The 14285-nt window shown below is 42.3% G+C and carries 10 protein-coding genes; 8 read left to right on the top strand and 2 right to left on the bottom strand.

What is annotated here, in order from left to right; all coding sequences use genetic code 11:
- Window positions 1-84: 84 nt before the first annotated feature.
- From H6G75_RS24155 to murI, 3 genes are all read left to right on the top strand, one after another.
- Window positions 85-1938, top strand: a complete 1854-nt coding sequence (locus H6G75_RS24155; RefSeq protein WP_190982475.1) for an N-acetylmuramoyl-L-alanine amidase — start codon at window positions 85-87, stop codon at window positions 1936-1938.
- A 516-nt stretch (window positions 1939-2454) separates the two neighbouring features.
- Window positions 2455-4317, top strand: coding sequence for an N-acetylmuramoyl-L-alanine amidase (locus H6G75_RS24150; protein WP_190982492.1), 1863 nt, complete (start codon window positions 2455-2457; stop codon window positions 4315-4317).
- 231 nt (window positions 4318-4548) lie between these two features.
- Window positions 4549-5415: a glutamate racemase gene (gene murI, locus H6G75_RS24145; protein WP_190982474.1), complete on the top strand. Its 867-nt coding sequence runs from the start codon at window positions 4549-4551 to the stop codon at window positions 5413-5415.
- A gap of 152 nt (window positions 5416-5567) precedes the next feature.
- On the opposite strand, the gene H6G75_RS33950 is transcribed toward murI, so the two are convergent.
- On the bottom strand, window positions 5568-5786 hold the full coding sequence (locus H6G75_RS33950; protein WP_242051629.1) for a hypothetical protein: 219 nt from the start codon (window positions 5784-5786) through the stop codon (window positions 5568-5570).
- Window positions 5787-7021: 1235 nt separating this feature from the next.
- On the opposite strand from H6G75_RS33950, the gene sds reads away from it, so the two are divergent.
- Entirely contained in the window at window positions 7022-7993 is a 972-nt protein-coding gene (gene sds / locus H6G75_RS24140; protein WP_190982473.1) for a solanesyl diphosphate synthase, read from the top strand.
- 85 nt (window positions 7994-8078) lie between these two features.
- On the opposite strand, the gene H6G75_RS24135 is transcribed toward sds, so the two are convergent.
- Window positions 8079-8561 (bottom strand): hypothetical protein, encoded by a 483-nt coding sequence (locus tag H6G75_RS24135; RefSeq protein ID WP_190982491.1) that lies wholly within the window; start codon window positions 8559-8561, stop codon window positions 8079-8081.
- A gap of 206 nt (window positions 8562-8767) precedes the next feature.
- On the opposite strand from H6G75_RS24135, the gene hetZ reads away from it, so the two are divergent.
- The 4 genes from hetZ to remA all read left to right on the top strand — a co-directional run bounded on the left by hetZ (window position 8768) and on the right by remA (window position 14278).
- Complete coding sequence (hetZ, locus tag H6G75_RS24130) at window positions 8768-9973, top strand: heterocyst differentiation protein HetZ (protein WP_062296694.1); 1206 nt, start codon at window positions 8768-8770, stop codon at window positions 9971-9973.
- Window positions 9966-10949 carry a PatU gene (locus H6G75_RS24125; RefSeq protein WP_190982472.1) on the top strand — a complete coding sequence of 328 codons (984 nt, stop codon included), beginning with the start codon at window positions 9966-9968 and terminating at the stop codon, window positions 10947-10949. Before hetZ ends, H6G75_RS24125 begins: the two co-directional genes overlap by 8 nt.
- Before the next feature lie 430 nt (window positions 10950-11379).
- Window positions 11380-13692, top strand: a complete 2313-nt coding sequence (locus H6G75_RS24120) for a transglutaminaseTgpA domain-containing protein (RefSeq protein ID WP_190982471.1) — start codon at window positions 11380-11382, stop codon at window positions 13690-13692.
- A 319-nt stretch (window positions 13693-14011) separates the two neighbouring features.
- Window positions 14012-14278 (top strand): extracellular matrix/biofilm regulator RemA, encoded by a 267-nt coding sequence (gene remA / locus H6G75_RS24115; protein WP_062296698.1) that lies wholly within the window; start codon window positions 14012-14014, stop codon window positions 14276-14278.
- Window positions 14279-14285 lie beyond the last annotated feature (7 nt).

Genomic DNA, 14285 nt, shown 5'->3' with positions numbered 1-14285 from the left:
TCAAAATTATTTCGTAACTGGCGCACAATTTACGCCAATTTTTGAGATATTGACTTCCATGAATGTGAATCAGGAGAAAGGATTGTGAAATTACACTGGTTACTACCCGGTACGGTTGGGATGATCTGCTTACTTTCTTCGCCAGTGTTGGCAGCCAGACTGGAGTCTTGGCGGTTTGATGCTAAGCAAAATCGTCTGGAGTTTAATACTTCTGGGGGTGTCCAACCCAAAGCACAACTCATTTTCAATCCCACACGCCTGGTTATTGATTTACCAGACACAACCTTTGCCAGACCGCAGTTAACACAACCTGTAGGTGGGGCAGTTCGAGCTATTCGTGTTGGTCAGTTTGAACCCCAAACAGCCCGTATTGTGGTTGAACTTGCTCCTGGTTACACACTTGACCCCCAAGGCATAAAATTTGTGGGGATAACGCCCAGCCGTTGGACGGTACAATTACCCAGACCCAGACTAGAGCCTGTAAATTCTTCCGCAGATAATGTTTACAACGTAGTCACTAGCCTGGACTCAGATACAAGACCAGAGTTGCCAAGGGTTAGCAGTAATATCCAAAGTTCAACTCAAATCGACAGCTTACAAGTGACAGGGGACGGTTTTTTTATTCGGACTAGTGGTGGCAATCCCCAAATTAGAGTAAATCGCAGCCGCGATCGCTCTACTATTTTTATGGATATTTCTGGTGCCACTTTATCCACAAATTTGGCACAACGCGACCTCAGTGTTAACAGGCATGGTGTGAGTCGTGTAGAATTTACCCAACTCCAAACCAGTCCCCCAGCAGTTCGGATGACTTTGCGAGTAGATAAAAATAGCCCAGACTGGCGAGCAGCTAGAAGCGGTGCAACTGGTTTAATTGTTTTACCCAACCGATTTGCCCGACTACCAGGAAATAACTCTTCTGATAATCAACCCGAATATTCTCCCCCCACTCGCCGCATTGTCAGTGACCAACCAGCCACAATTGAAGCTATCGAACTGTCTGATGATAATAAGCAACTTTTAATTCGAGCCGACCAAACCATCACTGCTAGGGGTGGATGGGATAGAACTTCTGGGTTATATCGCATCACTATCAATGATGCTAAATTAGCACCCCGGATTAAAGGCCCCACTTTTAATGCCAACAGTCCCATTTTGCGAGTGCGCCTGCAAACACCAGACTCGAACACGGTGGTTATCTTAGTTCAACCTGCGGCGGGAATACGATTTGGGCAAATTAACCAAAATAATGACGAAGTAGCACTGCAATTACAAGGTTCACGCAGTTTTGTCACAGTTCCTGGCACACTACCTTTTCCTTCAGAGCGCGGCCAATTACCAGATCCTAATGAAAATTCCACTTCTCGACCTCCAGTTGGCTCACGTCCTATCCCCAGAGGCCGAGTAATTGTCGTTATTGATCCCGGACACGGCGGTAAAGATTCTGGAGCCATTGGTATTGGAAGTGTTCGAGAAAAGGATATTATTTTGCCTATCGGTAGAAGGGTGGCAGAAATCCTACAGCAAAATGGTGTACAAGCAGTTTTAACGCGGGACTCTGACTACTTTGTGACACTTCCAGGAAGAGTAGAACTCACCAAGAGAATCAACGCTACTTTGTTTGTGAGTATCCACGCTAATTCCGCAGGTGCGAGTCGTCCAGACGTGAGTGGTTTAGAAACTTATTATTATGATAGTGGTTTGGGTCTAGCTAGGGTTGTCCACAGTACCATTCTACAAAGTCTGAATGTCAGAGATCGGGGTGTGCGCCGAGCCAGATTTTATGTTCTGAGAAAGAATTCCATACCTTCTATTTTGGTCGAAACTGGTTATTTAACTGGAAGGGAAGACATTGCGAAGTTACGGACTTCAGCTTATCAAAATCAAATGGCAGAAGCGATCGCCCGTGGTGTACTCCAGTACCTCAAACGGAGATAAATCATATAGTTAGCAAATTTTAGTAAAAATACTTAACTAATCTGATGAATAACTCCTAGTTTTGTCTGCTTCATCGTCGTCTTGCTGATACCAAGCAAGAGTTAACTGTAATATCACTGATAAAAATTTCTTGTTCTCACTTTTTGGGTGAGAACAAATTTTTTAGTATTACGTAGATACATTTACATATCATTTTCTGCTCAAAATGCTAAATTAAATGTCACCAGATTTCCCGTAGTTAGTTGATAGTAGCAATAACTTTTTGGGTACATTGATAATCAGCCATCAAACAACTCAAAACTAATTTCTACTGATTTTACGTATATTGACTGAAAGTATTTATTGTCTTGAGTGCCAGCGCATAATTACTGGCTGTTACAGAAGTTCTGATGAGCAATGTCCACCATACAGACTTCTAGAATTAAAACTAGGTTTGGCGGTGACGGTGTGAGGATTTACCAATAGATACGTGGACATATTGACTGCTTCTATGAACGCAATTTAGGAGAAATGACTGTGAAACTACACTGGTTACTAACCGGTACTATTGGAACAATCTTTTTACTATCGTCACCCGCTTTGGCAGCAAAGCTGGAGTCTTGGCGCTTTGATGCTAGGCAAAACCGCTTAGAATTTAATACTTTGGGATCTGTGCAACCCAAAGCTCAACTTATCTTCAATCCCACTCGGTTGGTAATTGATTTACCAGATACAGATTTTGGCAGACCACAATTAACACAACCTGTAGGTGGCGCAGTCAGATCAATTCGGGTGGGACAATTTGACCCCCAAACAGCCAGAATTGTTGTTGAACTAGCTCCTGGTTATACTATTGACCCCCAAGCAATCAAATTTATTCCTACTAATGGTAGCCGTTGGTTAGTACAGTTACCTACACCAACCAGCATACCCGTCACTTCATCAGCAGATATTTCACTCCAGTCAGAACCCCAGCCTTTAGAAACAACGCCTAATTCCAACTTTCCTTCCAGAAATATCTATTCTGTTATCAAACCCGGCCCAGTAACATCAAACACCAGACCCCTGGGTAACACTCTCGCCGCCGTAACTCAACTGGAAAGTTTGCGAGTCACTGGGGATGGTTTTTTTGTTCGGACTAATGGCGGTAATCCCCAGATTCAGGTAAATCGCAGTTCTGACAAACGCGCAGTACATATCGATATTGCTGGTGCGTCTTTGTCTTCTGCTTTATCATCACAAGATTTATCGGTAAATCGTTATGGTGTGAGTCGGATTCAATTTTCTCAGTTGCAAACCCGACAGCCAACAGCCCGCATCACTTTGTATGTAGAACCCAATAGTCCCGACTGGCGAGCCAGTAATAGTAGCGTTGGTGGGTTTATAATTATACCGAATCGGCTAGGTAAGTTACCAGGAAATAGCGATAACAATGTCATTTCCCAGGCGAATGACTCACCCGCCATTATTCAAGCGGTGGAGTTAGCCGAGAACGGTACACAACTGTTAATTCGCTCTAACAGACCTGTATCTGCTAGGGGTGGCTGGGATCGATCCTCTGGTTTATTTCGGATTGCGATCGCCAATTCTCAATTAGCTCCCAGAGTTATCGGCCCTGCTTTAAGTGCCAATAGTCCCATTTTGCGGGTACGCTTGCAACCCCAAGACGATTCCGTCAATATTTTGATTCAACCAGCTGCGGGAGTCCAAATTGGGGAAGTCAACCAAGTTAGTAATCAGTTGTTGGCTGTCCAGTTACAACGCACTCGCGCAGTTACACCACCAATAGGTTTTCCGCCTCTACCTCCAATCAATGATCAACTTGGCAACACTCAACCAGTAAAACCCCCAGTCCCCAACGGCAAACTGATAGTCGTGATTGACCCTGGACATGGTGGTAAAGATTCTGGCGCTCCTGGTTTGGGTGGATTATTAGAAAAAGATGTGATTTTACCCATAGGCAAACGAGTCGCTGCAATTCTAGAGCGCAATGGTGTACAAGCAGTCCTCACCAGAGATGCTGACTTTTTTGTTGAACTTCAAGGACGGGTAGATATTGCTGAACGCGCCAATGCAACTTTATTTGTGAGTATCCATGCTAATTCTGTAGATAGTCGCCCTGATGTGAATGGCTTAGAAGTATATTACTACGATAGTGGTTATGCTTTAGCTGAAGTAGTTCGTAAAACTATTCTGGAAGATATTGGCACAATTAAAGACCGAGGCACACGTAAAGCGCGATTTTATGTCTTGCGAAAAAGTTCTATGCCCTCGATTTTAGTAGAAACAGGTTATATGACTGGTCGAGAAGATAATCCCCGCTTAGGTTCTCCAGAATATCAAAATCGGATGGCTGAAGCGATCGCTCGTGGTATTCTCAAGTACTTACGCCAAAGGTAAGAATACAGCCAGTCTCAAAATATAGTACAAGTTTTTAATTAATGAGGTGATATTTGCAAAAGTTCAGCAGTCAGAATTAATCAGTAGAGGTCTTAAACCCGCTATTTGTAGAGAAATCTTTCACTTATTCTGACTTCTGACTCCTGACTTCTATTTGCTAAACTAGTCAGTTCACAAATTGTCTGCTAAATTCTGTATTTTAATTGCTAAAACCTAAATCAATATCTGCCTGTGTATTCATCTTCCATTTTTGAAGGTAATCTTTACGATTTTTCTGATAAAGAACCTCAACGCGCCCCTATCGGGGTTTTTGACAGTGGTGTGGGTGGGTTAACGGTACTGAGACAAATTTACCGCCAACTACCAAACGAATCGATTATTTACTTTGGTGATACCGCCAGACTACCTTACGGGATTCGTTCTCAAGCCGAAATTCTTCAGTTTGTGCGCGAAATTCTCTCCTGGATGGAGCAGCAAAAAGTCAAAATGGTAGTGATGGCTTGTAACACCAGTTCCGCCCTCGCTTTAGACATTGTTCGTCAAGAATTTAATCTACCAATTTTGGGCGTAATTCTCCCTGGCGCGAAGGCGGCGGTACAACAAGGTAAGCGCATTGGTGTAATTGCTACCCCAGCTACAGCTAAAAGTAATGCTTATAAGCAAGCAATTCTCGAAATTGACCCCGAAGTACAAGTTTGGCAAGTTGGTTGTCCAGAGTTTGTCCCACTAATTGAGCAGAATCGCATCAATGACCCTTACACTACTGAGGTAGCCCGTTCTTATTTAGAGCCTTTACTTCAGCAAGAAATTGATACTTTAGTCTACGGCTGTACTCATTATCCTCATTTAGCGCCAGTACTGCGATCGCTACTTCCCAGCTATGTCAAATTAGTTGACCCGGCTGTTCACGTTGTCGGTGCTTGTTCTCAAGATTTAGAGTTGCTGGGCTTAACTAATACTCATCCGCCATTACCAACTCGCTTTGTTGTTAGCGGCTGTCCCCAACAATTTGCTCAGTCAGCAGTCCAATGGCTAGGTCATACCCCATTGGTCGAAGTCGTAGATTTAAATAACACAGTTTTTTCCCAACTCTCATAAACCAAAATGAAGTATGAAACTTCAGCAATTTCATACTTCATCATAGGACTCATATTTGATTCCAGATAAGACTTCTTTCCTACTCCCCACTCTCTACTCCCTACTCCCTGTTTACACAAGTAGATTTGGGAATCAAACCTTATTCCCATAATTCATGTGACTATTGACTCGTGACTATTCACCGCCTCAGTTACTTGTGAGGTTACAGATATCTCCTGCTGATGTTTCTCATAATTCTTGGATTTTGAGAAAGAATTCTGAGCAACAGATTTTTGACTACTGCGCTTTGCTAGTGCTAATAATAGGTAAACCGTGAATAAATACCCAGCAGCTAAAATAAAAATCATCATAGGCATATTAGCGTAAATCATTGTTCTACCAACTTTTTCCCCAAAAAATATCAAATTTTATGCCATACGTAGAACTTAAACCATGCAAGATCGTTCTTGATGGTTGCAGTTTTCTATGCTAAATCTGCCGTAGAGCTTTATAGCTCTACGGTCAACCAACTTAACTATTTAATTGAAGTTATTTGCAGACAACAAATACCACAACAGTCAATTTGCCAAATGGCATAATTAACCGCGCTCCTCAGCAGTTTACTTAGTCTGCATTATTGCTTTTAATCCCTCTGTGGTAGGATATACCATGACTTCTAGCGCAAGCTGTAAGCCGAAAACGAAATCCTGTCAGGACATCGCTTAACTCCATCCCAAGAAGTTTATCTGCCACTACAGAATTACAAGAAATAACTTTCTTGGTTTTATGCTGTTGGCAATTAGCTATTCTGGATTCAAAACAACAATCAGGTAACACCACCCAAAAGTGCTTTACCTTCACGCTGTCAATACCTGAAAAATTTAAAATCCCTACATTTTAGCGTAACACAATGAACCTGACTTTTAAGGCAAACTTGAGGCTAAATTTTGAATTTTTTAGCAGGCTAAATTCACGGATGCCACAAATTTTTCTTTGATTAAAAATATTCTTTTTGTTTTATTTGAGCATAGATCATCAAAACCCAACACCCTGTTAATGTAGTTATTATTACTCACGTTTAGGGAGGTGAAATATAAATTTATAGTAAAAATCAAAGATATTCCTCAAGAATAATGCTTACTGAATTAGCCAGCTTAATTATTTACGTTTCTTATACTTGTATATATACTTAGCATACTGAAAAAAACAGAAAATTCTGAGTCTAGAAAACATAAACTACTCATAGGGAATCGTCGCTAGAACCATTGATAAAAATTATGATTATCCCAAAGTGACTTGTTATATTTATTTACATCATATGTTTGCAGCAGCAGATAATTTTACGCTTAATAATTATTAAGTATAAATTTGTATGTTTAAAACTGCTGTGTAGGAACCATACTGTGGTGCAGTTCTCAGATTTCTTTGGGAACTACAAAAATTTTTTTCATCAAGTTTAAGACCGCTAAAACAGCCTGTTTGCCTTGACAGTAGGGCAATAGCTGTGATTGTCATTTAACGAGAAAGCAAGTATTCTCTCAGCAAAACTTTGCGCTGGCACATGGTTATCTTAAAATGAGTATAGGATATGTAAACTTTCGTAACCTAAGCCAGAGTCCGGCCATCCATGACCCCAGCTACCTCCCTGTTTACCCCTGTGGAAGCAGATTTGCAAATACTAGCCGATAACCTAAAGCAGCTAGTTGGCAATCGCCATCCCATTCTTTTTGCCGCCGCCGAACATTTATTCGGAGCTGGGGGAAAGCGCATCCGACCAGCGATCGTCCTGCTGATATCGCGGGCGACAATGTTAGAAAAAGAAATCACCCAGCGTCACCGCCGTCTAGCCGAAATCACAGAAATGATTCACACGGCCAGCTTAGTCCATGACGATGTGGTAGATGAGTCACAGATGCGCCGTGGCGTAGCGACTGTTCACAGTTTGTTTGGCAATCGCATTGCTGTCCTCGCAGGAGACTTTCTTTTTGCTCAATCGTCTTGGTATTTGGCAAACCTGAATAATTTAGAGGTAGTCAAACTCCTCTCCGAAGTAATTATGGATTTGGCGACTGGAGAAATCCAGCAAGGAATGAACCGCTTTGATAGCGGCTTGGCAATAGAAACTTACCTGCAAAAGAGCTATTACAAAACTGCCTCATTAATTGCTAACAGTGCCAAAGCCGCAGGATTACTGAGTGATGTTAGCCCAGAAATTGCCCAGCACTTGTATAACTATGGGCGGAATGTGGGTTTAGCATTTCAGATAGTGGATGACATCTTAGATTTCACCAGTACTACAGACACTCTAGGTAAACCAGCAGGTTCTGATTTAAAAAGTGGTAACTTGACCGCACCTGTTTTATTCGCCCTAGAGGAAAAACCATATTTAGAAGTGCTGATTGAACGCCAGTTTGCCCAATCACAAGATTTAGAGCAAGCACTGGCATTAATTCAAGATAGTCAAGGCATACAGCAAGCGCGGGAATTAGCCGCACATCACGCCAAATTGGCAGCTGAAGACATTGGGATTCTGCCCCCATCAGAATCACGCCAAGCCTTAATTGACATCACTGAATATGTCTTGAGTCGGCTTTATTAAAAATTTTTAATCATAAAGTTTTGATGTTGGAGTTGGGATTCAAAAAATTGGAGATGTATCCAAGAATTCCCGACTCCAAATTTTTTTAAGCAATATCTGGTGGTATTTTTCTGGAAGTTTTTTTGGGTTTGAGGCTTTGTTTTAGTTGTTTTTGAATGGTTTTTTCCAACTGAGAACGTTGGACTTCAACAGTATGAGCTAATGTTCCAGGTGTTTCTAAAAAAACTATGCTATCTACGGGTTCGAGGGCGATTAATTGGAACAAAATATGGGTGACAGCAATGGGTGTGGCCACCACTTGAGGGTCTCGCCCAGCAGATGAAATTAGGGAAACATCCTGTATGGTAGAAAAAGCGTAAATCACCTGCTTCTCCAAACTTGGATCTGTACGGTGGCTCAATGTAGTTAAGACCCAGCTTCCCTCCTTTTGGAGAATATAGTACTGGGAGTGGCGTAATTGTTGAGCGATCGCACGAAAAGCAGGAACAATTGCTGTAACAAGATGAGGTGAAATACCATCGCGGGGTGCATTGTCGATCAGCAATTGAATTTGTGTTTCTAAATCCATCATGACTTGTCAACGGCTTTTGGGTAATGGCAATCACAGCAGGTTAAAGTGTGAACAATTCCCGCCAACTTGGGAATAATAAAATCAGCTATATCCTGAATGCAGGATAGACCTGCGTTTAGCTTCAAGGCAAAACGCAAAAAGCCAATACCTACAGTCGTACAGGTTGTTTCTATATATGTTAGGGTCTTTTAAACACCGAGACTATGAATTCAGCCGCAACCGCAACTATTCCAACCGCAACTTTTCTGGGAGAACATACTATCGGCGTGGAGGTGATCTTTCAACTCCTGTACAAGGAGTTTCGGCAATCAACCAAAGCCTCAGAACAGAATTGCCATGACGTGGCAACACGTATTACTACCGAAGTATACAGAATTTGCAGCGAAAGTAAACGCATCCAAGCTTCCGGTTCAGTAGAAAGCTCCGCCATGACCTTAGCCAGACATCGGCTGCAACAATGTCTGAGATATTATCAGTTGGGTTCTAATAGAGGCAGAGTTGAATTACACAGTACTCTGAGTGCCATTATTTATCGTTACATTAATCCTCCCCAGAAGCAATTAAGCTATCAAGGGCGGCTGACTATCATAGAAGATTTTCTACAAAGTTTTTATTTAGAAGCATTAAACGCTTTCCGACGAGAGAATCAATTGGGTACTACCTATCGTCCCCAAACTCTTTTGGAATTAGCAGAATATATGGCCTTTACCGAACGCTATGGTAAACGGCGCATTCCCTTACCTGGTCGTCAGCAACAATTAATTATTTTGCGGGCGCAGACTTTCTCCCAACAACAACCTCCCGAAACCAGCGTTGATATCGAACAAGCGGCGGAAGGTAGTTCTGGTGATGGCGATGGTTCTTGGGAAGAACCCGCAGTCCAGCAATTACGTTCTACAATGGCCACACAAGCAGAACCAGAACCCGAAGAAGACACTTTGCGTTCGGTTGTGATTACCGAGTTAATGAGTTATTTGGAGCAGAAACAACAATCTGACTGTGCTGATTATTTCTCTCTCAGACTTAAAGATTTATCCACACAAGAAATTGAGGCAATTTTAAATCTCACTCCTCGTCAGAGAGATTACTTACAACAACGCTTCAAGTATCATTTAATTAGGTTCGCTTTATTACACCGTTGGGAACTAGTACACGAATGGTTAGAAGCTTCTTTACACACAAATTTGGGGTTGACTCCCCAGCAATGGGAAGCCTACACCTCGCAGCTAGACGAGAAACAACGGTCTTTACTCGACCTAAAACAGCAAGGACAACCCGACGATAAAATTGCAAAAACTCTAGGGTTATCAATGGCACAACTGCAAAAACGCTGGTTTAAGGTTCTGGAACAAGCTTGGGAAATTCGTAACTCATTAGTGTCCGGATCAGGTGCATCTACTCATGAATAGTGACTCAGAATCCTTAAAAAACCAATTACTCACTTGGCTGTTAGCAGATGATGTTAACACCAGTGAGTCTAACCTGGTCGAGTTTAAGGAAATAGACGGGGTAGAAAACTCTCTTCAACAAGCAGCCACTTTCGCCAGTGGCGATCTAGAGTTGGGAGGGATACCCCAAAACTTTAAACTGGGAGATATTCCTACTGTGCAAGACCGTTTCCAAGCCGTACTCAAGCGTCGTTTACAAACCGAAATCGAAAACCAGCCTCCTTTGTTTCCTTGGGAAACACAATTGATGGAATATCCTGAGCGTTTGGAAGAGCGATCGCTCAGTTTAGTTCCTGCCTGGGGCTGGAAAGCACAACAATCTAAGCTGAATCTGCCAATTAATTTGCCAGAAACAGTTTTCCGCGAATTACTAGAAAAGTGCCAAACACTGTTAACTGCTTCACTGCCTTTGGGAGCTAAATTAGTTCAGGCAGTGGAAGACTTCTTCCCACAAGAATCTTCTTATGCACTGAATGATATCGCTGGTTTGGTACTCAGAAGTACTTATCGGTCTGCGGATGTTCTCGATCAAAAACTCAACATCGAGAGCGATTACCCAGATTTACAACCGCGTCAACAAATGGCATTGTCTTTAATGGCTGCCAAACAACTGCTAGAAAATTTAAGTCTGCCAGTGACACCAAACAGTCCAGTGGTAGAAAGACAATGGTTGACAAGTGAAGGTTTGTTGACTTTGCGGGTTGAATACCAATCTCGTAGCAAACACACTCAATTACGAGTTGAGGCTGATTTACCCACCAAAGGAATTGTGACATTGCGAGCTGATGGTACTTTGGCAATGGCTCAGTCTTCTAGTGCGGGCTGCTTGAATGTTGAGTTATCCTGTCAGGAATTTAACCCAACTTATACTTTAGAAGTTGAGTTTCCCGACATCGATCAACAGCCTTTGCTGTTTGTAATTAATCCTACAATCTAGTCCAGATCAAAGACATCTGAGAGATTAAAAAAATTATTGTGGTTTTGGAGCTTATCTTTTTTAATAAGCGATCATTAGGGCTTCTACGTTTTTTTAAACGATCATTAGGGCTAAAACTAAGAGACTCCCAAAGAATGCTGAGGGGAGTTACTGCTATCTGAACCAGAATTTCGGCAGGTTATAGTAGAAGGCAGTGGTTCGGCTCCTTTCGACTGCGCTCAAGGCAAGTCGCTCACCAACCAGAGCTAAAAGCTTTGCTATGCCTAGTATTCGTGCTTTTTAAATTGCCTCACTTATACTTCGACTGCTATATAAGTTACAACTAGGTAGATAGTTTAACTTAGCCAGTTTGAAATTTGCAATTTTAAGTTGGTTATTGAACCGTCCAAAATCCAAAATTGTTTGACTGCATCTACACCTGACCTTGTAAATGTTTAACTTATCTAGGATTGATTGGTCTTCGCGTCTACCTATAGTTAATAGTTGGCGACAACATATCCAGACTGCACCTGTAATGGTAGTGGAAGATTCTGTTTCGCTGCGAGTGCTAGTTTTTGGATTAATCATCATGGGAATTGTGGCGGTTGATATTGCCGCCGATACCAAATTTAGTTTTTGGGCAGTACCTTTCAGTGTTGTCGGGGGAATTTGGAGTTACCGCTATCGCCGCAGCCAAAATATTCCAGTGAAGTTCTGCATCGCTATCGGAATGTTGGTGGCTTTAGGTGCTTTCTTTGGGCGAGTGTTGGGAGAATTAAATGATACGCGGCTGGCTTTAGCAGAGTTATTAATTCAACTGCAAATACTCCATAGTTTTGATATGCCCAGACGCAAAGATTTGGGCTATTCAATTGTGATTGGTTTAATTTTGTTGGGTGTAGCAGCAACGCTGAGTCAAACTTTAGCTTTTGCACCTGTATTATTGTTGTTTTTAGCGATCGCCTTACCCACTTTAGTCTTAAATTATCGTTCCCAAATTGGGTTAGGTAAGTCAGAAGTTAAAAGGGAAAAGGCAAAAGAATCACAATTAAAATCATATTTACTTTTTTACTTTTTGCTTTTTACTTTAATTGTGGGGCTAGGGTTAGGAATTTTTGCGGTTCTACCCCGGTTCCCTGGTTATCAATTACGGACATTTCCCGTTAGTTCGCCCATAGAAGTTAAGGGCAGTTTTACCGGACGCAGTATTATTAATCCTGGTTATGTGCGTCAAGGCAATGCTGAAAATCAAGGCAATGGCACAGAACAAAGCCAAAATGGTCAACCAGGAAAATTAAACGATAGCTTTTATTATGGCTTTAATAGCCAAATGAATCAAAACTTGCGAGGAAGCATGACATCCAAGGTAGTGATGCGGGTGCGATCGCAGGTGGAAGGTTTTTGGCGGGTACTAGCATTTGATCGCTACACAGGTAAAGGCTGGGAAATTTCCCGCAATGATAATGTTACTACCCTCAAGCGATCGCCTTGGTCTTATCAAATTTATCTGTCTCCACCTCCAACCACCGCTAAAACCAGAGAAGTCGTACAAACTTATACAGTGGTAGCAGATTTGCCAAATTTGATTCCGGCAATGTCTTACGCCAAAGAAATTTACTTCCCCACCCCGATTATTGCTGTTGATCAGGAAGATGGACTGCGATCGCCAGTTGCTTTAGCGGAAGACTTGACTTACACAGTGATTTCCGAAGTACCTTACCGCGATCGGACTTTGTTAGGTAAGGCTACTACTAACTATCCAAAAAACATTACAAAATACTATTTGCAAATTCCACCAGAAATTTCACCCAAAGTCCGCAAATTAACTGAAGAAATTCTGGCGAATTACCATCGCAATAATGTATCTAAGGTCTCAAAAACTTTAGATGCAACTTATGAAAAGGTACTTTACCTAGCCCAATACCTCAAGCAAAATTATTCGATTCCCCAAAATCCCTTGGAATTTCCTTATTTGGGAGACAAAGAAGATTTAGTGGAAGCTTTCTTATTTAAATCTAAAGGCGGCTATCCAGACCATTTTTCAACTGTCTTAACAGTCATGCTGCGCTCGATTGGGATTCCCGCGCGGTTAGTGGCGGGGTTTGGTGCCGGCGAATTTAATCCTTTTACAGGAATGTATGTCGTCCGTAACACCGATGCTTACGCGATGACAGAAGTTTACTTTCCTAAATATGGTTGGTTTACCTTTGACCCCATTCCCAATCATCCCTTAATTCCCCCTTCTGTTGAAGACTCCCAAACCTTTAGCGTTTTGCGGCAATTCTGGAATTGGGTGGCTGGGTGGCTACCTTCCCCTGTGACGGGCTTTTTGAACACGTTCTTTGGGAAACTCTTGGGTTGGATATTTAAAGCGATCGCTTGGTTTTTTGCTTTATTCGCTCAAGGTTGGCTGGGTGTGTTAACTGGCTTAATTTTGGGAACTACTATCGCTTTCTTTGGCTGGCTAGGTTGGGTACAGTGGCGGAAGTGGTTAAAGAGTCGGTGGTTGAGTAAATTACCACCAATGGAAAGGCTTTATCAACAAATGCTCCAATGGACGGCCACCAAAGGTCTAGGTAAGCATCCGTCACAAACACCTCTAGAATATGCCCAAGTGTCATATCAACACCATCCACCAGCCACAGCTCAAGTTATCGATGAAATTAGTCAAGCTTACGTGACTTGGCGCTATGGTGGACAGACTCCCAACTTGCAACAATTACGCCAAAAATGGCAAGAAATCAAAAAAGGTCACAAGAGGTAGGGGTGCATGGTGCAGGGTGCAGAGGGGAGAATCTTCCCCAATTCCCCCTTGTCCCCCTTGTCCCCCTTGTCCTCACACTCCCCACACTCCCCACACCTCCCACACCCCCCCAACGGCCATAGATTAATTTTTCACAATTACGCATGTGTCTATGGGATGATTTTCAGTATATTTGGCAGATAAACAGCTAAAAAAAGCATTGGCTGTCTAAAAACTAAAGCAAGCTAGATGTGATGCGTTGTAACTCCAGTTTTTTAGGGATAACATGGAAATAAAATCCCTACTGGATTCTCGTACCACATTTAGTCTCAGTTATTTTATGGACATTCAATTAATAAATATCGGTTTCGGCAATATTGTGTCGGCTAACAAAGTAGTTGCGATCGTCAGCCCAGAATCTGCGCCAATTAAGCGGATTATCACCGATGCGCGGGAAAAAAACCAGCTGATTGATGCAACTTATGGTCGTCGGACAAGGGCTGTAATTATCACCGATTCTAACCATGTCATCCTTTCCGCAATTCAGCCCGAAACGGTAGCAAACCGATTCGTGATTTCCCGCGATCACCATACTGTAGATAATTAACCAAGGA

The organism is Nostoc sp. FACHB-280, from assembly GCF_014697615.1.
GTDB lineage: Bacteria > Cyanobacteriota > Cyanobacteriia > Cyanobacteriales > Nostocaceae > Nostoc_B.
The sequence above is the reverse complement of the archived record's forward strand: the minus strand, read 5'-3'. Positions and strand labels throughout refer to the sequence as shown.

Bases quoted from the DNA above. Each gene is read 5' to 3' on its own strand.
- remA (WP_062296698.1), top strand. From the start codon at position 14,012: ATGGACATTCAATTAATAAATATCGGTTTCGGCAATATTGTGTCGGCT.
- H6G75_RS24120 (WP_190982471.1), top strand. From the start codon at position 11,380: ATGTTTAACTTATCTAGGATTGATTGGTCTTCGCGTCTACCTATAGTT.
- hetZ (WP_062296694.1), top strand. From the start codon at position 8,768: ATGAATTCAGCCGCAACCGCAACTATTCCAACCGCAACTTTTCTGGGA.
- H6G75_RS24125 (WP_190982472.1), top strand. From the start codon at position 9,966: ATGAATAGTGACTCAGAATCCTTAAAAAACCAATTACTCACTTGGCTG.
- H6G75_RS33950 (WP_242051629.1), bottom strand. From the start codon at position 5,786: ATGATTTACGCTAATATGCCTATGATGATTTTTATTTTAGCTGCTGGG.
- sds (WP_190982473.1), top strand. From the start codon at position 7,022: ATGACCCCAGCTACCTCCCTGTTTACCCCTGTGGAAGCAGATTTGCAA.
- H6G75_RS24135 (WP_190982491.1), bottom strand. From the start codon at position 8,561: ATGGATTTAGAAACACAAATTCAATTGCTGATCGACAATGCACCCCGC.